This is a genomic window from Terriglobus saanensis SP1PR4, assembly GCF_000179915.2.
GTDB classification, from domain to species: domain Bacteria; phylum Acidobacteriota; class Terriglobia; order Terriglobales; family Acidobacteriaceae; genus Terriglobus; species Terriglobus saanensis.
Genome location: NC_014963.1, coordinates 3993250 through 4013001, shown reverse-complemented (window position 1 = coordinate 4013001; position 19752 = coordinate 3993250). Strand labels below are relative to the sequence as shown.

Genomic DNA, 19752 nt, shown 5'->3' with positions numbered 1-19752 from the left:
AACAACTAACAACTTATAACTCACAACTTCTTCTACTGCTGCTGTTGAGCCTGCTGCAACTGCTTAGCTCTCGAAACCACCGGCGGCGGAGGCGGCAACTGCGTCGCCTTCTCAACCAGAATGGACCAGTCCTCCGGAATCGGAAGTTCACGGTCCATCAGTGGGGCGCCTTCGCTCGGAGAAACACGCACAGCGACCGTCAGTTCACTCGCCGCACGTCCACGAAAGATTCCATGTGTCGGCGGAACGTCGGCATAGTCGCGTCCAATTGCGGTGCGGATGTGGCGGTCACTGGCGATGAGCCAGTTCGTAGGATCGAATCCAACCCAGCCGAACTGCGGTACAAGCGCTTCGACCCAGGCATGTGTTGCAGAGTTAACGCTGCGGTCTTTTTCGTTGCTATGGAAGAGATAGCCGCTGACGTAGCGACAGGGAATCCGCAGCCGCGACCGCACCAGCGCGATCATCACATGGGCAAAGTCCTGGCAGACGCCGGCCTTGTTCTCCAGCGCGACGTCAATCGGAGAATCCACCTTCGTCGACTTCGGTACATAGTCGAAGTACTTGTACAGCTTCTCGTTCAGGTCGTGCAGGACCATCAGGGGATCGTCGCGGCGGCGGATGTCCAGCTTGTTCGCAAGCTCTTCAAGCGCAGGCGTCGAGGCGGTGAATTCGCTCGGCAACAGCATCTCCCAGAAATCACCCTCCTGTACCATCGCGTCCACTTCGGCCCACGCATCGGGGGCAAGGAAGCTCGGCACCATGATGATCTCGTCCATCTCTACAAGGCTCTCAGCAACGATCACCAACTGCTCATGCGCCACCGGAATATCGAAGTGATGAATGTGGTTTCCCAGGTGATCGCGATAGCTGAAGACGCGACAGCGCGGGCTGACCGAGAGATGAAACGTCAGGCAGCGCTGGCTCGCATCCGAGCGCGGATGCATGCGCGTCTCCATGATGCTTTCGCTCACGGCGTTGCTGTAAACGAACTTCGTAAGATGTCGAACGGTGTAGTACATCGGCCCTCCCCGGGAACGTACTTAGACTGCCAGCGCAGCTTGAATCGAGTAGTCCACATACAGTTCGTAGATGGCGTTATGAATCTCGCGGCAGTGATGTTGAATCTCGCGAAGGTAGGCAATCACGTCGCCTTCCAGGATCTCGTCCACGCTGGAGTAACTCAACGTGGCGCGAAGCCTGCCGGAGATGCGGCTGAGCGTCTCCGACCGCACGCTTCCACCGCTTACCTCCTGCACGGCGACCAGCGCGCGCTGCATCGCCTCTACGGAAAACCGCAGCGAGTGCGGAAACTTGTCGTCCAGCAGAAGAAATTCGAGGATCCACTCCGGTGTAAGGTCGGCGGTATACACCTTGCAGTACGCCTCAAACGCCGTGGCCGAGCGGAGCAGACCCATCCACTCCAGGTACTCGTTGCCTTCCTGCACCTTGTCATGCGTCTTCCAGAGATCTTCTTGATAGGCCTCCAGAAGCATCGTCGTCGCCGACGCGCGCTCCATGTAGCGCCCCACCTGAATGAACTCCCAGCCCTCGCCGTGGCTCATCGTGGAATCCGTCACACCCTGGAACTGGTGGACGGCCTCCATCACCTGCGCCAGGAACTCCGTCGGCCCCTCATGCTGCGCCAGCAGCGCTTCGGCATGCAGATCGCTCTGCATCTCAGGCCGCGTCACTTGCAGATACAGGCTGTTCAGGCGGTGCCACATTTCGGTCGAAATCTGTTCGCGCACATGCCGCGCATTCTCACGCGCACCGACAATGCATCCCAGTACGCTCGAAGTATGCGTCGCATCGAACGTCAGCGCATGCGCCAGTTTGAAGGGATCACCCTTCCACTCAATGTCCTTCGGCGATCCTAGCGACTGCAGCACACGCTGCCAACGCCGGTCGGCAGAGGTCCACGACTCATCGAGCATGAGGTTCAGATTCACGTCGAGCAGACGCGTCGTATGCTCGGCACGCTCAAGGTACCGGCTCATCCAATACAAACTGTCAGCTACGCGGGAAAGCATCTTGGCTTCTCCTCTTCAAGCGGTGGTCTTACATTTGGAAGCATCTTCTCTTCACAGGCACCAATTCGTTCGAAGTTCGCACGACCCTCAGTCAAGCTTAGCGAGGCGTTTGATCCTCCGCGAACCTCGGAGGCATCGTGATCATCTTGGCCGTCATCCTCCCAGAAACAAATCGGGCAAATGTCATACCCTCCTCGTTCGTCTAGCGTTCTGAAATAGCAGCATGGACATGAGTACTTACTGCCATCCACTCGTGGGCGATACACGTTAACAAATCCAGGGCCGGGCAGCTTTGCCCTACGCTTGATGAGGATGCTCATTGGCTCAAAACCCACGTATCTTTACTCCCGCCACCCTGCGAAGAGTTCACGACCAGTGAGCCCTTCTTCAGTGCCACGCGCGTCAAGCCACCCGGGACGATACTCACCTTGTCGCCATAGAGAACATAGGGCCGTAGGTCCACATGCCGTGGCTCAAAGCCGTCGTCGACAAGACAAGGTGCGCGGGAGAATGAAATCGTCGGCTGCGCAATGTAGTTGCGCGGGTCGGCTTCAATCTTTCGTGCAAACTCCTCGCGTTGCACAGCGGTGCTCTGCGGTCCGATCAACATACCGTAGCCGCCGCTCTCACCCACGGCCTTTACGACCATCTTGTCCAGATTGGCGAGAACATGCTTCCGCTCGGTCTCGCGTGCGCAAAGGAAGGTCTCCACATTCTTCAGGATCGGCTCTTCGCTCAGATAAAACTTGATGATCGCCGGGACATACGCATATAGTGCCTTGTCGTCGGCGACGCCCGTACCAAACGCATTCGCTAGCGTGACATTGCCCGCACGATACGCATTGAAGAGTCCCGCTACGCCCAGCATCGAATCCGCTCGGAAGATCAGCGGATCGATAAAGTCGTCATCCACGCGCCGGTAGATTACATCCACGCGCCGCAGACCGCTCGTCGTACGCATGTAGACGACGTTGTCGTGCGTCACCAGATCTCGCCCTTCAACCAGCTCGATGCCCATCTGTCGCGCCAGGTATGCATGCTCGAAGTAGGCCGAGTTAAATACGCCAGGCGACAGCAGAACGATGTTCGGCTCCGGCCGGCCTTCTGGCGCCAGCGACCGCAGCGTACCCAGCAGAAGCTGCGTGTACTGCTCGATGGGCCGCACGCCATAGCTGCGAAAGAGCTGCGGAAAGATGCGCTTCATCACGCGCCGATTCGTCAGCATGTAGCTCACGCCGCTGGGCACGCGCAGATTGTCTTCCAGCACCACAAACTCACCATTCTCCAGACGGATCAGGTCCGTGCCCACAACGGCGATGTAGATATTGCGCGGTACCTGCAAACCCACCATATGTCGACGGAACTGTTTACAGCTGTAGACCAGTTCGCGCGGCACAATACCTTCGGACAGAATCCGGCCTTCGTTGTAGATGTCTTTCAGAAAGAGATTCAACGCGGTGATGCGCTGCGTCAGGCCACGCTCGACCGTCTCCCACTCCTTGGCCGTGATGATGCGCGGCAGCATGTCATAGGGGAAGATCCGCTCCGTACCCTCTTCGCGGCCATACACGGTAAACGTGATGCCCTGGTTGAGAAAAGAGAGATCGGCGGCCTGCTTCTTGCGTGTGAGATCGTCCTTCGGCAGCGAGGAGAAGTGCTCCATCAGCAGCTCGTAGTGCGCGTGCAAGGCTTCGCGTCCCGCGAACATCTCGTCGTAGGCGCTATCCAGAAGGTAGTTGTCCAGAGTCAGATTGGAGTTTTCCATCTGTTGCTGGATCTGCGACTGGATAAGAGGCGCAATCTGGGGTGTCTCAATTGGGTCCATGAACCTCTGAGTATAGAGGCGACCCGGCAGTTGCCCCAAAAAAGAACCCTAGAGCAACTCCAGGCAAGCCATGATCACTGGCGCAGGAACGTCCTTCGCCACGCTGGCACCCGGAAACCGCAGGGAGCTGCGCTTCTTGCCGTCGGTCGGCATCATGACGGTGACTTCGTGCCGTTCGCGCAGCAGCGTGACTTCTGCGGGGCGTCCTTTGGCGTCACGAACAGCGCGCGCCCAGTCCGCCTTCGATCCAATCGTGCCACCGTTCACCCGGACCACCACATCGCCCGCACGAACCCCGGCCATGGCCGCAGGACTATTCGCTTCCACACTATGAACAAGAAGGCCCTTGCCGTTCTTTGCCCCAAAAAACTCCGCCAGCTGAGCGCCCATCGTGTCCATCATCAGGCCAGTGTAGGGCGTCCAGAGCAGGTGTCCGGTGATAAACCCGTGGACGATAGGAGTTCCGGCCGGTGCGGCTTCCGCAACGGGAGGATAGTTCTCTGTGGTCTGGGGTTCGGGAACGGTGTAATGCTGCTCCCACGCCCGGCGCTCTACCTCGGCCCGATTAGCCAACTGCGCCGTTACCGATAGCATCTGACCGTCGCGGCTCAGTGTCAAGGCAACGTTGTGTCCGGCAGGTGTCTCGCGCAGAGCCTTCCGGAACTGCTCTTCGTTTTCAATCGTCTGGTCATTGACCTTCAGAATGACGTCGTGCTCGCGCAGGCCGGCTTTTCCCGCAGGGCCATCATGATCGACGCGCGTAATCTCCGCGCCCTTGCTATCGTGCAGATGCAGAACACTCACCTGCTCCGGCTCCACATCCACGATGTCCACGCCCAGGTAACTCTGGGAGGGCTTCGGCGTGTGCGAACCCGTGTGCATCGCCACAATCGGAGCGCTGAGAAGCGCTGCTGAGGCCATCAGCAGGAGCGTTTTGGAGGACTTCTTCACTGCAGGCCGTCCGTACCTTCCAGCGCCTGGGTCGAGGCGTTGCGGATATAAGGGTTGTCATCGCGCGTCGAAACCGTATGCAGCACCTGGCGAATACTGGAATCTGCCTGGACCGGCTGCAGCAGGTCGATCGCCCGCGTCCGCACATCCGCCGATGCATCGCGCATCAGGCTCTCGGCCACGGCGTCACGCACGCGTTGGTCCGCGCCTACATAGGGTTGCAGGCCTTCGAGCGCCTTCATCCGCACCTTCGGGCTCTTGTCGTACCGCAGGCTAACCAGCAGGGCATCGCGTACGCCCACACCGCCGCTGCTTGCGCTCTCGCACTGATGCCCGGCGATGCACTCCGCGGCCAGCAGGCTTACGCTGTTCTCCCGTACGCCATTGGAGATGCCGTTCTTTGCGCCGACCATCAACAGCTGACGGATCTGCGGATCGTCCAGCGATCCCTGCATCGTCTCCGGAACCACGCGGTTGTATTTGACCTGCACTATGTCCGAGTTGGGCGTCTGCACGATGCCGCTGACGTTGCTGACTACGCCCTCGGTCTGATTCTGCATCACCACAACGCTGGGCATCTTGGCTGCGTGCGCCGCCTTGTAACGCTCCAGAAAGTTTCCACCTAAAAATCCAACACCCACCAGCAACGTCGCCAGCGCGGGAGCAGAGCTCACCGTCGCCACGCTGCCCATCACCAGGGCGCGGACACGGTCCATCCATCCGCCCACGCCAGCCGCATCCAGCCGCGCGTCCAGGCGCATACGGCTTTCCGCTAACAGATTCGCGGAAGGCTCTTCCATCGTCTCGACGGCCATGGCGCTTTGAAAGAGGCTCAAGCGCTCCATGTCGGCTGTGCATGCTTCGCAAAAACGAACATGCATCTCGAGTTCGGTTGCATCGGTCTCGGCCAGCTCGTCGTACGCCAGCATGACCATCCACTCTTGCGCTATTTCACATTTCATCGGAGTTTCCCCTGCACTGCCTCGTTGAAGTCCTACTCGTACTGATTGCTTCTTTGCCCGTGGCTGGATCGAAACCTATCCCGTCCGCCATCGTGCGTTCCATCAAAACTTATGCATCCACTAAATTTGATCGCAGCTTTCGAGTCGCGCGGAACAACGTGTTCTTTGCGGTCTCTTCGCTGGTATGCAACATCTCGCCAATCACTCTCAGCTTCAATCCCTGGTAATGCTTTAACTCAAAAACCATCCGTTCGCGCGGCGTAAGCTTTTCCAGCGCCGCCTGAATCTTCCGGCTCAGGACCTTTCGTTCCAGCTCGCGCGCGGGATTGGCGCCACTGCGGTCGTCCTGCACATTCGCCATCAGGTCCATCTCGCCGCCCTCCTGGTCGACGAAGGTCGCCGCATCCTCGCGCCGGCTCTTACGCCGCCGCATCTGGTCCAGGCAAAGGTTCGTCACAATCCGGTAGAGCCAGGTGTAAAACGAGCACTCAAAGCGGAAGTTCGAAAGATGCCGGTAGGCCTTCAAAAAGGCCTCCTGGTGGACATCCTGCGCATCCTGCTCATTCTGCAGCATATGCATCGCCAGTCGAAGGACGGAAGAGTCGTATCGCCGCACTAATTGGTCAAAGGCTTCACGCTCTCCGGCCTGTGCCTGCCGGATCAGCTCGTCGTCTTCCAGACGCTGCTGGGCCCGCGCCTCCATCTGCGCTGGGGTCAGCCGAGCTCCCGTCCGTGTTACCGCTGCCTTCGTCATGGCTGCGGACGATTCTACCCGCACAGAGCCTATTCCCGCAGGCCCTGCGTTCCAACGCATTGCTTCAGTTCCCATGTTTTTCTGACTCCGGAGCCAGGAGATCGATCTCTGCATAGATAGACCGAATCCTGTTGTAAAGGTGAGCAAGCGTGATCCCCGCCGCGGAATAAACTGTTACAAGCATGCCCAACCTCGTCGTCACAGCACTTCCCGTTGCCGTACTGGGCCTCTCCGTCGGTCTTTACCTCTACGCGGGCCAGTGGCCCACCTCCCAGATCTTCGGCGCTACGCTCCAACCCGGCCGCGATCCGGACGAAATCGCCCTCACCTACGACGATGGCCCCAGCCCCGCCCACACCCCGGAGCTGCTTGATATCCTGGCCGCGCATGGCGCCCGTGCGACCTTTTTTCTCGTCGGAAATCATGTTCTGCGCCACCCGCAACTCGCCCGCCGCATTGCGGAGGCGGGTCACCTGATCGGCAACCACACACAGACCCACCCAAATCTTCTCTTCAGCTCGCCAGACCGCGTTCGCCTGGAGCTCGACCTTTGCCAGCGCACGATCTTCGACACTACAGGGATCACCCCGGCAGTCTTCCGGCCTCCTTTCGGTGGCCGCCGTCCCGATGCCCTGAAAGCCGCCCGGGAGATCGGCTTGACCCCCGTGCTTTGGAACGTCACCGCCCACGACTGGGTCATTACCCACGGCCCCGACAAAATCCTTGCCTATATTGATCGCGGCCTCGCTGCCAACCGAAAGAAGGGAAGAGGATCGACCATCCTCCTGCACGACGCCTCCCACCTCGACACCCTCGTCGAATCCCACTCGCGCAAAGACACCCTCGAAGTCACCCGCAGGCTCCTGGGCCGCCCCGGCCTCCGCTTTACCACCCCGGAAGCTTGGGTCTAATCGCGAAAATCACGGATATTTGTCATCCCGTAGCGAAGCGAAGGGATCTGCTGTGTGCCCCATTCTTTCGCAGTTTTATCGCGAAAGTGTGGGGTCGCGCAGAGCGCACAAACCGATTCCTAAGGAAGGACGTCACAAAAGCAGATCCGTCCGCTTTTTACCCCTTCAACAACGCCAGAATCTCCGCCGCATGCCCCGCCGGCGTGACCTTCCGCATCTCGTGAATCAACTTCCCATCCTTATCAAAAACAAACGTAGACCGTTCAATCCCCGTCACCGGTTTGCCATACATCGTCTTCGCCTTGATCACATCGAACTGTTTGCAAACTGTCTGCTCAGGATCGGCCAGAAGCGTGTAGGGAAGCGAAAACTTCTCCTTGAACTTCTTCTGCGCGCTCGCCTTGTCGCGAGAAATCCCCAAAACCGTCACGCCCGCAGCCTGCAAATCGCCAAACGAATCCCGAAACTCGCAGGCTTCCACCGTGCATCCCGGCGTATCCGCCTTCGGGTAGAAAAACAGCACCACCGGCTTCCCACGAAAGTCGGAAAGCTTTACCGGAGCGCCTGTTTCATCCAGCGCCTCAAAATCCACTACATCGCCTAAGTTCATCGTTCTGGTCTCCTCTACGGCTAGTATCGCAAAGAGACGTCAACTCATTCGGCCGGAACAACGTCCAACAGAGGAACTACATGAAACGTGTCGCCTTCCTCGTTCTTGCCATAGCCTCCCTCACCCAGGCGCAGATGCACCGCGTCGCGCGGCCGGATTCGATCACCCGCGCCGTCGGTGTCTATGAGTGGACCGGCGATTTGGCTAAGCCCACCGCCGCGCGACTGATTCCGATTACGCTCTTTCTCTCCGGCCACTTTGAAGACGCCGCCATCTACCTCAGCACCCCCGTGCCGCTCGCCATCCAGACCGGCACCGCCTACGAGCTCCAGACCGCCGGTGTCCGCAAGTCCTTTCTCGACATCTCCTATGCCCGCAACCTCCGTTCCGCAGGGGTTGAAGGCGCACCGACGGCGTACGACGACGGCTGGTTCGGCTACGGAAAGTACCGGCCTCTGCCGAAACCTAAGCCGTCCACGCAAAGCGCAAAGAACGGCCGTCCCGAGTTTGCCTCCCGCGTTTCGCTCGACGACGATGTAAAGGACAAAAAAGATAGAAAGTCCGACGATCCCGATCCGGAACGCCCGACCCTGCAGCGTCCCAACTCAAATACCACTGCGGGCAAGCAGAAGGCGCCCAAGGAGACCAGTGGCGTCTCGCAGGCACCGCCCGATCCGGACTCCGATCCCGACCGTCCCTCGCTCAAGCGCCACGCCTCTGCCCCCGACGCCAGCGAGTCCACCGAAGGCGTCACCGCTGTAAAAGGCTCCGTTCTCGGCGACCCTGACCGGCCCGGCATCCATCGCGGTCGCCCCACGGGCGCAACCGCAGGCGAACTCCTTCCCCAGCTCTCCGGTCTGCCGCCGGATCTCCACCAGATGATCGCCGTCTCCGACGCCGTCGACCGGCCCGAGCATGACTTCACCCATCACTTCTCAGCCGACGCAGACCGAGTGGACATCATCTCTAAAATGCAGGCGATGGCCAAAGCCGTTCTCGCCAACCCGGCACTCGCCGCCCAGACGGCGAATCCCACTGCGACACCCGATGCAAAGGCTCTCCCTGAACCAGCACCGGCACCGGCTCCCGCAGTACCCAAGACGACAGCCACCCGCACACGTCCCGGCGTCCGCAAACCCCACAACCAAACGACGGCTCCTGCGGCCGTCAGCCCGGATCTTCTCGACGGCCAGCTCTCGGCCTTCGATCTCAGCTACAACAGCACCCCAACTTACGTCTTCACGGCGCACACGGCAGGCGCAGGAGCCGCAGCCATATATGTAACGATCGTGGCGCAGCCGGACCTCAACGGTGGCCTGCAGCCTGTCATGCGGTCGTATACGGATGGCGCACATCTCGACCGCGTTCCCCGTCTGCGCTTCGTCGATGTCGTCGACGCCGAGGCCTCCAACCGCGCCAGCCTGCTCTTTGAGCTGCGCGCCTCCCGTTCCCGCCAGTTTGCGCTCTACCGCATCCTCGCTGGTCGGGCTGACCAAACTTTCCTCACCGGCTCCACGCAGTAAGGGCCGGATGTAGACTTCAGAGCATGTCCGTCGAGCCGCGCACGCCTCTCTTCAACGATCCCGCCCCCGCACAGGGACCTTCGAAACGTCTCGTCCTTCTGGCCTGCGTTGCTGTGGCCATTGTCGTGGGGTCGCTCGTCGCGATCCATCTCCACCAGGGCGGCCCGGCACCGGTCCGGACCGTAGCTCCGCTCGACGCCTACGCTCCCTCGCTGACCTTCGAGAACATTACGCTCTCAGAAGCTGGTCACGGCACCGGGACGAAGAGTATTTATGTTGATGGCCAGCTCAAAAACAACGGAAGCAGGACGCTCAGTGCTTTAACTGTGCAGGCAATCTTCCACGCAGCCGACGGCTCCAATGCCGCTCTCGAAACGTTGCCTCTTGCTCTGGTCCGTAGCCGCGAGCCCTACGTCGATCTGCAACCAATCTCAGCCGCGCCCGTTGCACCGGGAGCCAGCGCGGACTTTCGCCTCATCTTCGAAGGAATTCCCGACGCATGGGATCAGCAGCCACCTCAGATCCGTGCAATTCACGCGGTAACGAAATAGGGTCAAAACTTCTACCCGGCACTTTTGTCTGGACACCTTAGAAGAATCTTCCCTCTCACCGCTGAAATAGTTTTATTCCCCAATTTTTAAATCATGCTAAGTTCATTGTTTGCATCGGTATAGGGAATTTATCCCCTTTGGCATGAGGGGTGCACTACCTCTTTGCGAGAAGCACTGTCCCGCAATGTTGCGAGACAGTTCATGCAAGGAGCAGACAATGAACTTCAAAAAAACAGCTCTAACCTCAGCACTCGTTCTAGGTGCAGCAGTTTCTGGAACCGCCTTCGGTCAGACTACCGCGCAGGATGACGCTGCCGCCGCAACGCAGCAACAGCCCAAGACCGTACAGTCCGGTACTGCCGACAACTCGACCTACGCTACCGGCAAGCCCCTCGAAACGCAGTCGAAGGAAGGCTTCTGGGGCCATATGAACCCCTTTGCCCGCAAGAAGTGGGTAAAGCGCCAGACGGATCCGATCAAGGACCGCGTCAACGAGCTGGACGAAGTGCAGGCCAAGAACGCCAACGATATTCGTGACGTCGATTCCCGCGCGACCACAGGCATCAATCAGGCCAAGACAGCAGCCCAGTTGGCCGACCAGCATGCGCTTGAAGCAAGCAATCGTGCCGAATCCGCGAACGGCCTCGCTACGACAGCGAACGGCAAAGCCACCGCGCTGCACGGAACGGTCAGCAATCTGGACCAGTACGAAACCGTCTCCGCCAAATCGCTTCCTTTCGTCGCAGGCCGCACCACGCTGACGAAGAAAACCAAGGGCGAACTGGACGCAGTGGCTGAAAGCCTCTCGAACGAGAAGGGCTACATCATTGAGGTACAGGGCTACTCCCGCGCTGGCGTTCCGCAGTCGCAGGCAATGGCGGACTCGGTCGTTCGCTATCTCGTTGCAGAGCATCAGGTACCGATCTATCGCATCTACAAGACCGGCCTCGGCAAGACGAAGTCCGTCGCTGTCGACGGTGAACGTCCTCTGAGCAACGGCGTTCGCGTGACCCTGCTGCACAACAGTCTGGCTACGCTCGATGGCCAAACCGGCCAGGTATCGTCCAGCGCTCCTCCTGCAACGAACTAACGCAGGCATCAAGGTTGTGAAGACGTGCTGAAAGCACGCTTCCATCAAACTCTCCTAACAGAGAGAACCAAGGCAGATTGGCCCTCCTAGCGGAGGGCCGTTTTTTGTGTCTTACGCGGACGGCGGTACGCTTCGCTTGGCTCTCCAATGTAGTTTGCGGCAGCTTAATTTGTCATTCCATAGCGCAGCGAAGGTATCTGCTGTATGGCCGTTAGCCACAAAAATGGGTGCCCCATGCATCGCGTTCTTGCGATGTGTGCGTTATGCGCGAAGCGCATCCGTTTTGCTAAACAGCCACAGCCGCATGCACTCGTAACAGCTGCTCCAGTACACCCTTGAGTTTCTCCAGATGCAGAGCATTCGCTCCATCACTCTTCGCACACGCCGGATTGTCGTGCACCTCAAGAAACAACCCATCCACGCCCGCAGCCACAGCAGCCCGAGCGAGTACAGGAATAAACTCCGGCTGCCCGCCACTCACACCACCCGTGGAGGAAGGTGTCTGCACCGAATGCGTGCCATCGAAGATCACCGGCGCAAACCCGCGCATGATCGGCAGCGACCGCATATCGACGACAAGATTGTTGTATCCAAAACTTGCACCACGCTCCGTGAGACAGACCCGCTCGTTCCCACTTTCGCGCACTTTCTCGACCGCATGCTTCATATCGTTCGGAGCAACGAACTGGCCCTTCTTCACATTCACCGCACGTCCAGTCTGCGCCGCTGCGATGAGCAGGTCCGTCTGGCGACAGAGGAACGCGGGAATCTGCAGCATCGCCTCCACGTCACCTAATGCCTCATGCAGACGAACACAATCCTCCGCCGAATGAACATCGGTCAGCACAGGCAGGCCGGTCTCTTTCGCAACGGCGCGAAGAATGCGCGCCCCTTCGATCAACCCCGGCCCGCGAAAGCTCTTGATGGAGGTACGATTGGCTTTGTCATAGCTGGCTTTGAAGAGGTAGGGCACCTTCAACTCGCTCGTAATCTCTGCAATCGCCGCCGCCATCTTCTGCGCATGCTCTTCGCTTTCGATTACGCACGGACCCGCGATCAGAAACAGATCGCCGCCACCTACCTCGATATCTCCTACACGAAACGGCACTGCCATGATGGGAATCGCCTCCAGCCATATTTATGGTAGCATCGCCCCATGCGCACCACGGTCGACATCCCGGACGCAGAGTATCGGCTTCTTAAGGTCAAGGCCGCGGAAGAAGGTAGGACCATCAAGCAGTTGATTCACGATGGCGTAAAAGCCGTGCTCGCATGCGAGAAAGAAAAAAAGCCCTTCCGCAAGATGAAGCTGCCGCTCATCAAATCCAAAAACCCAGGCACACTTACAACAGAGATGGTCAATGACTTCCTCTCTTTTCCCTGATGTGAATGTTTGGCTCGCTCTCACTGGCGAGACGCACGAGCACAGTCGTCCCGCGCAAATATGGTATGGCACTCTCATCTCTGAAACCCTGCTCTTCTGCAGGATGACCCAGCTTGGCTTTCTCCGCATCTTGACGAATAAGACGGCCATGCAAGCCGACGTAAAAACCAATCTGCAAGCCCTGCGGATCTATCAGCAATGGATTCAAACGGATGGCGCGCGATATCGAGAAGAACCGGACAACATGGAAGCCGCATTCGCATCCATTGCCAGCACAACGGCCTCTTCGCCAAAACTGTGGAACGACGCGTACCTTTCAGCCTTCGCGGTGACCGCCGGTCTCCGGCTCGTAACCTTTGATCGCGCGTTGGCGCGCCGCACAAGCGGAAGCATCCTTCTCTCCTAACGCACCGTCACCGAATCAAATCCCAACCCACTCAACAATGACTGAACATTCGCACGCGCATTCGTTCGGGCCGTATCCAGAATGCCATCGCTGATCGCGGCCTTCTGAATCTGGTCCTCCGCAAGCTTGCGCGTTTCACTTTCAAGATTCGTATCCTGCGGCACAAGCATGCCCGTTGTCCGCGCATACACACGCGTCTTTGAGCTATCGAGCTTCGTCAGAAAAATCTCCGAAGCGGGAAGATCCACCGTCACGGCTTTGCCACTCACATGCACGCCGTCCGCGCTTAGCTTCGAAAGATCCACGCCTGCAATCGTCTGCCCATGGGCGACAAGCAAAAGACGATCGCCAAACAAAAGGTCTGGCAGCACGGCGTTGTCGCGTCTGCCTTCAACCACGGTGTCCACGGAGTAGGTCACGGTCTCCAGCTTGTTCAGCTTCTGGATACGTTCTACGACTGCAGGCGCAGAGCTGTCGAAAGAGACGTTGCGTCCCAGCACCAGTGCCGCAATCTTTGCCAGCGGTCCACCGCCCGTCGCTGCACGCAGAAAAAGAAACGTCACGGCGATCCCGAAGACAAAGATCAACACAACGCTGAAAAGCTTCACACCCAAAAAGCTGCGATTGGCTCTCGCTTCCTCCTCGCGCGTCCGCAAACGTTCTTCGTGCCGAACTTCTTTGTTTATTTCGCGCTCGTCCATGGTTTCCTCACCTGACTTGGATGCAGCTTCCACTATTTACGCCTGTCGGAAGGCTAAACGGGCACACTCAGCATCTCATGCCCCAGAAGCATGTTCCATAGATCACGTTTCTGCAAGGGAGAACCATGAAGATTCGCATCGCAAAATTTGCATTGGCCGCAGCCATCGTAACGGTCGGTATCGCCGGTGCAAGCGCACAGGATCACGGTCACGATCAGGGACAAAACCATGGTCCGCAGCAGCAACAGCAGAACTTCCACTTCAACGATCAGGCTCGCCAGCAGTTCCAGCAGCACTACAAGGGCGACGTCAACAAGTACCAGGCCCACCCGGACCAGCGCAAGCGTCCTAACTTCTCCGCGGGCCAGCAGATTCCCCGCGGATATGCCATTCGCGCGGTGCCTCGCTCCTACTACGGGAACGTTCCTCCTCCCCGGGGATACCAGTACGGTTACTACAACGGATATGTCGTTGCGTATAACCCAACGACGCGCATCATTGCAGACGTTCTCGATCTCGTAAGCCACTAAACTCCAGCCTTCCCAACACAGTGCCGCTGCATCACCACAGGCAGCGGCACTGTTGTTTGCAGAGCCGATCAGGATATCCTTTGGCGAGGTTTCCCGCATGTATATTCACGCCTTCGCCTTTCGCTGGAACGAAAACGTCAAAGAGGAACAGAAAGTCCGCGTCAAAGAAGAGATCCTTGCGCTTCAGGGAAAGATCCCTGGTCTCCTGGAGACGCACGTAGGCACCAACTTCTCAGGGCGAGCCCACGGCTATCATTTTGCGGCTGTGATGAAGTTCACCGATCGCAGCGCGCTCGACGCTTATGGCCCACATCCAGTGCACCAGGAACTCGTACGCTGGCTGATGCCCCTTGTCGAACCGGTCGAGATGGACTTCGAGGCCACTTCCTCCTCGAAGCCCTACTCAAGTTAGGCCGTGACGATGGCTTCCGCAGCCAGGGCCAGTTGGGTCTGGGCACGTCCATGCGCCACGCGGTTCTTGTAGCTTGCGGCGGTGAAGGAATGAAAGAGCGGATGCGGCTCCAACGGCTTTGATTTGAACTCCGGGTGGAACTGGCATGCAACGAAGTAGGGATGCGTCGGAATTTCGACGATCTCCACATACGTCGCGTCCGGTGTGGTGCCGGTCAATCGCAGCCCTGCCTTCACCAGCGGCGCTTCGAACTCGCGGTTGAACTCGTACCTGTGGCGGTGCCGTTCGCTGATCTCGGTTGAGCCATAGGCCTTCGCCGCCAGGGAGTCCGGTTCCATCACGCACGTCCACGCACCTAGGCGCATCGTTCCGCCCATCTCTTCCACGCCCGTTAGTTCGCGCAGCTTGTAGATGATGCGATAGGGCGTCGCCGGATCGAACTCGCCGGAGTTTGCGCCTTCGAGACCGCAGACATTCCGCGCATATTCAATACAAGCCGTTTGCATGCCGAGGCAGATGCCGAAGTAAGGCGTCTCGCTCTCGCGCGCATAGCGGATGGCGTTGAGCATGCCTTCGATACCGCGCTTGCCGAATCCACCGGGAACCAGAATGCCATCAAAGCCTGCAAGTTCTTTCTCATAGTCCAGCGTCGGATGGCCGTCGGCGTCCTTCGTCTCCAGGCCTTCCGCTTCGATCCACGTCACGCGCAGCTTCAGATTGTCCGCCAGCGCGCCGTGTACGAGTGCTTCTTTCAGAGACTTGTAGCTGTCCTCGTACTCCACGTACTTGCCTACGATGCCGATATGGACTTCGTCCGCAGGATGATAGGCGCGATGCACCAGGTCTTCCCACTTCGTCAGGTCGGCTTCTCTGGTCTCTAATCGCAGATACTTCAGCACCAGCTCGTCCACGTGTTCCTTGGCAAACGCTAGCGGAAGCTCGTAGATATTCGCCACATCGCGCGCGCCGATCACTGCAGCTTCTTCCACATTGCAGAAGGCGGCAATCTTGCCGCGCATCTCCTTCGGCAGAGGCCGCTCCGAGCGGCAGAGCAAAATGTCCGGCTGGATTCCGATGGACAGCATCTCTTTGACAGAGTGCTGCGTCGGCTTGGTCTTCAACTCCTGCGCCGCCGCAATCCACGGAACCAGCGTCACGTGGACGAAGAGGGTGTTGTCGCGGCCAAGGTCCTGTCGCATCTGCCGAATGGCTTCAAGGAAGGGAAGCGACTCGATATCGCCGACGGTTCCGCCAATCTCCACCAGCGTTACATCGCAGTCGGCAGAGACCTTCCGCATCGCGTTCTTGATCTCGTTGGTCACGTGCGGAATCACCTGCACGGTCTTGCCGAGATAGTCGCCGCGGCGTTCCTTGGTGATGACCTGCTCGTAGATCCGTCCGCTCGTCAGGTTGTTATCGCGGCTCAGCTTCGCGTGCGTGAAACGTTCGTAGTGGCCCATGTCCAAGTCCGTCTCTGCGCCGTCGTCGGTCACAAAGACTTCGCCATGCTGAAAGGGAGACATCGTCCCCGGATCCACGTTCAGGTAGGGGTCAAACTTCATCAGGTTCACGCGCAGACCGCGCGCTTCCAACAGGCAGCCGATAGAGGCCGCCGCAAGTCCCTTGCCGAGTGAAGACACAACTCCGCCCGTTACAAAGATGTATTTTGCAGACATCCGTGCCTCATTTTGATTTGATTGTCGTGATTGGCCGTGCGAGGTGTGCACGTCCAAGTATAGCAAGGGCGGTTGTGGGAGAATGATTGCGTATGAAACGTGATGAAATCCTGGCGATTCTGGCCTCATCATCACTTCAATCCCTTGAAGCGGAATGACTAGGCCACTGCTTTCTTCGGTCTTCCGCCTTTGGCGCCGTTCGCCTGAGAAGCCAGACGCTTCGCTGCAGTCCTGGCTTCGCCGCCCTTCCTGCCCAGATGCGCCATCCAGCGTCGATTTCCATAGACCCCTTCCATCAAAGCTGGGACGTATAGATCGACATCGAGATCCGGGAAGCTGATGCCGGTTCCACGCCCAAGCAGTTCATAGTTTTGAATCTGCTTATGCGTCGCTTTGCCCAGGCCCTGGACGTCCTCGATGGGGAGTACCAGACGCCGGTGATTGCTCAAGCCCACAATGAGGAGGTTGAGATCCTGAATATGCTCGACGGTCTTCGCCCGTGCTTCATGCTTGTGAAGGTTTGCTCTTTCCAATGCTGTCTCAATCTCGGCATCCGTTGTAATCACTTTGTGTTTAGCCATGATGCTTCTCCCAGAGAGCTACCAGATCCTCGAAGTGTTGTGCGGCTACCGTGAGCACGTGCCGCACGTCCGATTTACTTCCATTGCCTGGCCTTGTGGCGTCTGCTCTGCCTGCCAGTGAGACTGTACCGTCGAGCCGAAGATCGACATTGGCCTCTATGTCCGCATAGAAGCCATGAACGTGTCTTGGCTCATGATCCATTGTGTATGCAGTAAATCGAATGCCGTTGAGCCGAATCGGACCTATCTCAAGTCATGAGAACCTAAGCTGCCTAGGTTATTGCATTCACTGCAAGACAAAGCAAAAAATAAAGAGCGCGGTAGCAAATCTTCTCGAGAAAGATTAGCTATCCGCGCGTCTCATTCGTGGAACTTCTTAACCGATTACTTGGCCGCGGCTTCGATCTCCGCCCACTCCGCGTCGCTCAATTCGACATCCTGGGCCTTGACGTTCTCCTCAAGATGCTCCACCGACGTCGTTCCCGGAATCGGCAGGATTACTGGGCTGCGATGCAGAAGCCAGGCAAGCGAAAGCTGCGACACCGTCGCATCATGCTTCTTCGCAATCGTGTCCAGCTTGCCGCCGGGCTGCGCCAGTTTGCCCGAAGCCACGGGAAACCATGGGATGAAGGCGAGGTTGTTCTTATCGCAATACTCCAACACCTCTTCGCTCTTGCGATTGCCGAGGTTGTACTCGTTCTGCACGCTGACGATCTCGATGACCTTGCGCGCCTGCTCGATCTGGGCGACATTGACCTCGCTCAAGCCCACGTGGCGAATCTTGCCCTGTTCCTGCAGCTTCTTGATCGCTCCCAGGGATTCCTCCACCGGAACCTTGGGGTCGATGCGGTGGAGCTGCCACAGATCCAGAACATCTTTTTTCAAATACCGCAGACTCATCTCTACCTGCTGCGTGAGGTACTCCGGCCTGCCGACGGCAGGCCAGACATTTGGTCCGGTTCGCGTCAAACCCGCCTTGGTCGCCACCACGACACCCTTTGCATAAGGGAAGAGAGCCTCGCCGATCAAAGGTTCGCTGACGGCGGGGCCGTAGCTGTCCGCTGTGTCGATAAAGTTCACTCCCAGTTCTACTGCTCGACGAAGTACCCGTTTGGCCGACTCGCGGTCAGCAGGCTCGCCCCATATACCGGCGCCCGTAATACGCATTGCGCCGTACCCGAGACGGTTGATCTCAAGATCACCGCCAAGCTGGAATGTTTTTGAAGTCTTCATGCTGCTTTGGATGCCCGGCATTCTCACCACGGCGCAAGATTCTTTCGTCTTCTGTGGAAGGAAATCCTGACCATTGCCGCAAGAGATATGGCATGGTAACTTCAAACTGTTTCGGAGGCGACCTGTGGATTTGCATCGATACCGGCGGCTGCATGTTGCGCTGAGTCTGTCGTTGTTTGTCGCTTGCCTGACGGGTCGATGCTCCGGAGCCCTGGTCAGTGGGCTGACAGCGTTTGCAGGCTTCCTGATCTTTTCCTGCCTGGTGCTTTTCATTGTCAGTTCGTCTTCCGCCCTGCATGAAGCGATCGTTACCAGCCGGAACAGCCGCACCGGGATGCTCTTTTCGCCAGGGCTCTACCGTCAGATCCTGAGACAGGTTGCAGAAGTCTCTCTGCCCACGACTCCATCGGTTCTTCCTTTCTGGTTCCAGCTCCCACCTCCAACTCTGTCGCGTTAGTTTTCGCCCTGGGCCGCTGTTCTGGCGTATCTTGCCAGTTCCGTTCGCCTGTATCGCCTGCCAGGGAAGATGTGCGGCCTTTGTGCCGCTTGTCCGCCATGCGGGAGCGAATTCCTAACAGCACATCGATCCGGCAACGCCACGGCTGTGACAGAAGCTGACGGCTCCGTGCGTCCGCGATCGAACGGAGAACTTATGACAGAGTCTAGAAATCCCAAACTGGAGAGTGGTACCAGCCGTTGGTCGGTCGTGGCCCTGATGATCTTCATGGTATGCATCTCCTTCGGTTTGCAGCGGTCATCAGCAACCTTTGAATCTCATGCAGCATCGCCTCACGCGCAGCAAGTTACGGCGGAGGTAGCGAAGAGACCGAACCCGACTGCTCCCAGTTCTATGAACTTCACTGAGCGAGGGCTTTTCGTTGCACTCGCGTTCGTTCAACATGTGGTCGCGAACTGGCCTGGCTCATGGGGCTGGGCGATTGTATTGCTGACGGTTGCGATCAATCTTTTGCTGCTGCCTTTGCGCATCACGAGCATGCGGAGCGGCTTGAAGATGCAGCGGATCCAACCAGAGATGAACGCCATCAAGGATCGCTATAAGCACCTTAAGCTCGCGGATCCACGGCGGTCAGAGTTGAGCTCTGAGATCGCAAAGCTACAGAAGGACCACGGCGTTAATATGTTCGGTGGGTGTCTGCCCTTGCTGGTCCAGATGCCGCTGCTCTTCGCCTTCTTCGGCATGTTGCGGAAGGCAGATGCACTACGCGGTGCAGGGTGGTTATGGCTGCACGATCTGTCCTCGGCCGATCCGCATCACATCCTGCCGATTCTCATGATCCTCTTTCAGCTGCTGTTGCAGTGGTACACGCCGTCGCCTGGAAGCGATGCGAAGCAACAGAAGATCACGCGGCATGCCTGATGACGGTCGGATTTGGCTACGTGAGCTGGCACTACGCCTCGGGACTTGCTCTGTATGTCTTGACGGGCAGCGTGCTTTCGATTGCGACACAGGCGGCGGTAAACTGTTCGGCTTTGGGACGCGAGATGAGAGCATTGCGAGCCCGTTATGAGGGCTGACCCTCCGCCACGAAGACCCACTGCTGTGAGCAGATTCAGTTTCACAAAACGGGTACTTTCCCTTTTCTGGAAAGTTGCGTCTA

General features: G+C 58.2%; 25 protein-coding genes. 11 read left to right on the top strand and 14 right to left on the bottom strand.

What is annotated here, in order from left to right:
* Positions 1-32: 32 nt before the first annotated feature.
* The 7 genes from ACIPR4_RS16485 to ACIPR4_RS16460 all read right to left on the bottom strand — a co-directional run bounded on the left by ACIPR4_RS16485 (position 33) and on the right by ACIPR4_RS16460 (position 6600).
* Positions 33-1022: a transglutaminase family protein gene (locus tag ACIPR4_RS16485; RefSeq protein WP_013569801.1), complete on the bottom strand. Its 990-nt coding sequence runs from the start codon at positions 1020-1022 to the stop codon at positions 33-35.
* Between the two features lie 21 nt (positions 1023-1043).
* Positions 1044-2033, bottom strand: coding sequence for an alpha-E domain-containing protein (locus ACIPR4_RS16480; protein WP_013569800.1), 990 nt, complete (start codon positions 2031-2033; stop codon positions 1044-1046).
* Positions 2018-2353, bottom strand: coding sequence for a CPCC family cysteine-rich protein (locus ACIPR4_RS23555; protein ID WP_013569799.1), 336 nt, complete (start codon positions 2351-2353; stop codon positions 2018-2020). Before ACIPR4_RS23555 ends, ACIPR4_RS16480 begins: the two co-directional genes overlap by 16 nt.
* Positions 2350-3798 carry a circularly permuted type 2 ATP-grasp protein gene (locus ACIPR4_RS16475; protein ID WP_041586884.1) on the bottom strand — a complete coding sequence of 483 codons (1449 nt, stop codon included), beginning with the start codon at positions 3796-3798 and terminating at the stop codon, positions 2350-2352. Before ACIPR4_RS16475 ends, ACIPR4_RS23555 begins: the two co-directional genes overlap by 4 nt.
* Before the next feature lie 108 nt (positions 3799-3906).
* Positions 3907-4809 (bottom strand): PDZ domain-containing protein, encoded by a 903-nt coding sequence (locus ACIPR4_RS16470; RefSeq protein WP_013569797.1) that lies wholly within the window; start codon positions 4807-4809, stop codon positions 3907-3909.
* Positions 4806-5771 (bottom strand): HEAT repeat domain-containing protein, encoded by a 966-nt coding sequence (locus ACIPR4_RS16465; protein ID WP_013569796.1) that lies wholly within the window; start codon positions 5769-5771, stop codon positions 4806-4808. The genes ACIPR4_RS16470 and ACIPR4_RS16465 overlap by 4 nt, the downstream gene beginning before the upstream one ends.
* A gap of 109 nt (positions 5772-5880) precedes the next feature.
* Positions 5881-6600 carry an RNA polymerase sigma factor gene (locus tag ACIPR4_RS16460; protein WP_013569795.1) on the bottom strand — a complete coding sequence of 240 codons (720 nt, stop codon included), beginning with the start codon at positions 6598-6600 and terminating at the stop codon, positions 5881-5883.
* Between the two features lie 107 nt (positions 6601-6707).
* On the opposite strand from ACIPR4_RS16460, the gene ACIPR4_RS16455 reads away from it, so the two are divergent.
* Positions 6708-7436: a polysaccharide deacetylase family protein gene (locus tag ACIPR4_RS16455; protein ID WP_013569794.1), complete on the top strand. Its 729-nt coding sequence runs from the start codon at positions 6708-6710 to the stop codon at positions 7434-7436.
* A 157-nt stretch (positions 7437-7593) separates the two neighbouring features.
* On the opposite strand, the gene ACIPR4_RS16450 is transcribed toward ACIPR4_RS16455, so the two are convergent.
* The gene (locus ACIPR4_RS16450) at positions 7594-8046 is read right to left on the bottom strand and encodes a peroxiredoxin (protein ID WP_013569793.1); all 453 of its coding nucleotides are present in this window, start codon (positions 8044-8046) and stop codon (positions 7594-7596) included.
* A gap of 80 nt (positions 8047-8126) precedes the next feature.
* On the opposite strand from ACIPR4_RS16450, the gene ACIPR4_RS16445 reads away from it, so the two are divergent.
* The 3 genes from ACIPR4_RS16445 (at position 8127) to ACIPR4_RS16435 (ending at position 11210) form a co-directional block, all read left to right on the top strand.
* Positions 8127-9569, top strand: coding sequence for a hypothetical protein (locus ACIPR4_RS16445; protein WP_013569792.1), 1443 nt, complete (start codon positions 8127-8129; stop codon positions 9567-9569).
* A gap of 23 nt (positions 9570-9592) precedes the next feature.
* Entirely contained in the window at positions 9593-10120 is a 528-nt protein-coding gene (locus tag ACIPR4_RS16440; RefSeq protein WP_013569791.1) for a DUF2393 family protein, read from the top strand.
* A 217-nt stretch (positions 10121-10337) separates the two neighbouring features.
* Complete coding sequence (locus ACIPR4_RS16435) at positions 10338-11210, top strand: OmpA family protein (protein WP_013569790.1); 873 nt, start codon at positions 10338-10340, stop codon at positions 11208-11210.
* A 286-nt stretch (positions 11211-11496) separates the two neighbouring features.
* On the opposite strand, the gene kdsA is transcribed toward ACIPR4_RS16435, so the two are convergent.
* A complete protein-coding gene (kdsA, locus tag ACIPR4_RS16430; RefSeq protein WP_013569789.1) occupies positions 11497-12324 on the bottom strand; it encodes a 3-deoxy-8-phosphooctulonate synthase in 828 nt (275 codons plus the stop codon).
* Positions 12325-12366: 42 nt separating this feature from the next.
* On the opposite strand from kdsA, the gene ACIPR4_RS16425 reads away from it, so the two are divergent.
* Together ACIPR4_RS16425 and ACIPR4_RS16420 are read left to right on the top strand one after the other, a co-directional pair.
* Positions 12367-12594, top strand: a complete 228-nt coding sequence (locus tag ACIPR4_RS16425; protein WP_013569788.1) for a hypothetical protein — start codon at positions 12367-12369, stop codon at positions 12592-12594.
* A complete protein-coding gene (locus ACIPR4_RS16420; RefSeq protein WP_013569787.1) occupies positions 12572-13000 on the top strand; it encodes a TA system VapC family ribonuclease toxin in 429 nt (142 codons plus the stop codon). The genes ACIPR4_RS16425 and ACIPR4_RS16420 overlap by 23 nt, the downstream gene beginning before the upstream one ends.
* On the opposite strand, the gene ACIPR4_RS16415 is transcribed toward ACIPR4_RS16420, so the two are convergent.
* Positions 12997-13701, bottom strand: coding sequence for a DUF4230 domain-containing protein (locus ACIPR4_RS16415; protein WP_013569786.1), 705 nt, complete (start codon positions 13699-13701; stop codon positions 12997-12999). The two genes, ACIPR4_RS16420 and ACIPR4_RS16415, sit on opposite strands and share 4 nt — an antisense overlap.
* Positions 13702-13826: 125 nt before the next feature.
* Between ACIPR4_RS16415 and ACIPR4_RS16410 the strand changes: the two genes are divergently transcribed.
* Together ACIPR4_RS16410 and ACIPR4_RS16405 are read left to right on the top strand one after the other, a co-directional pair.
* Positions 13827-14231, top strand: coding sequence for a hypothetical protein (locus tag ACIPR4_RS16410; protein ID WP_013569785.1), 405 nt, complete (start codon positions 13827-13829; stop codon positions 14229-14231).
* Between the two features lie 97 nt (positions 14232-14328).
* A complete protein-coding gene (locus ACIPR4_RS16405; protein ID WP_013569784.1) occupies positions 14329-14643 on the top strand; it encodes a Dabb family protein in 315 nt (104 codons plus the stop codon).
* On the opposite strand, the gene ACIPR4_RS16400 is transcribed toward ACIPR4_RS16405, so the two are convergent.
* The 4 genes from ACIPR4_RS16400 to ACIPR4_RS16390 form a co-directional block, all read right to left on the bottom strand.
* Positions 14640-16319: a CTP synthase gene (locus ACIPR4_RS16400; protein WP_013569783.1), complete on the bottom strand. Its 1680-nt coding sequence runs from the start codon at positions 16317-16319 to the stop codon at positions 14640-14642. The two genes, ACIPR4_RS16405 and ACIPR4_RS16400, sit on opposite strands and share 4 nt — an antisense overlap.
* A 158-nt stretch (positions 16320-16477) precedes the next feature.
* Entirely contained in the window at positions 16478-16900 is a 423-nt protein-coding gene (locus tag ACIPR4_RS16395) for a DUF2442 domain-containing protein (RefSeq protein WP_013569782.1), read from the bottom strand.
* Positions 16893-17123: a DUF4160 domain-containing protein gene (locus ACIPR4_RS22230; protein WP_281047453.1), complete on the bottom strand. Its 231-nt coding sequence runs from the start codon at positions 17121-17123 to the stop codon at positions 16893-16895. The genes ACIPR4_RS16395 and ACIPR4_RS22230 overlap by 8 nt, the downstream gene beginning before the upstream one ends.
* A gap of 161 nt (positions 17124-17284) precedes the next feature.
* The gene (locus tag ACIPR4_RS16390; RefSeq protein ID WP_144312462.1) at positions 17285-18133 is read right to left on the bottom strand and encodes an aldo/keto reductase; all 849 of its coding nucleotides are present in this window, start codon (positions 18131-18133) and stop codon (positions 17285-17287) included.
* A 124-nt stretch (positions 18134-18257) separates the two neighbouring features.
* On the opposite strand from ACIPR4_RS16390, the gene ACIPR4_RS16385 reads away from it, so the two are divergent.
* The 3 genes from ACIPR4_RS16385 to ACIPR4_RS23205 all read left to right on the top strand — a co-directional run bounded on the left by ACIPR4_RS16385 (position 18258) and on the right by ACIPR4_RS23205 (position 19669).
* A complete protein-coding gene (locus ACIPR4_RS16385; RefSeq protein ID WP_013569780.1) occupies positions 18258-18590 on the top strand; it encodes a hypothetical protein in 333 nt (110 codons plus the stop codon).
* A gap of 195 nt (positions 18591-18785) precedes the next feature.
* A complete protein-coding gene (locus ACIPR4_RS16380; protein WP_049780977.1) occupies positions 18786-19511 on the top strand; it encodes a membrane protein insertase YidC in 726 nt (241 codons plus the stop codon).
* Positions 19511-19669 (top strand): YidC/Oxa1 family membrane protein insertase, encoded by a 159-nt coding sequence (locus tag ACIPR4_RS23205; protein WP_245536365.1) that lies wholly within the window; start codon positions 19511-19513, stop codon positions 19667-19669. The genes ACIPR4_RS16380 and ACIPR4_RS23205 overlap by 1 nt, the downstream gene beginning before the upstream one ends.
* Positions 19670-19752: the final 83 nt, after the last annotated feature.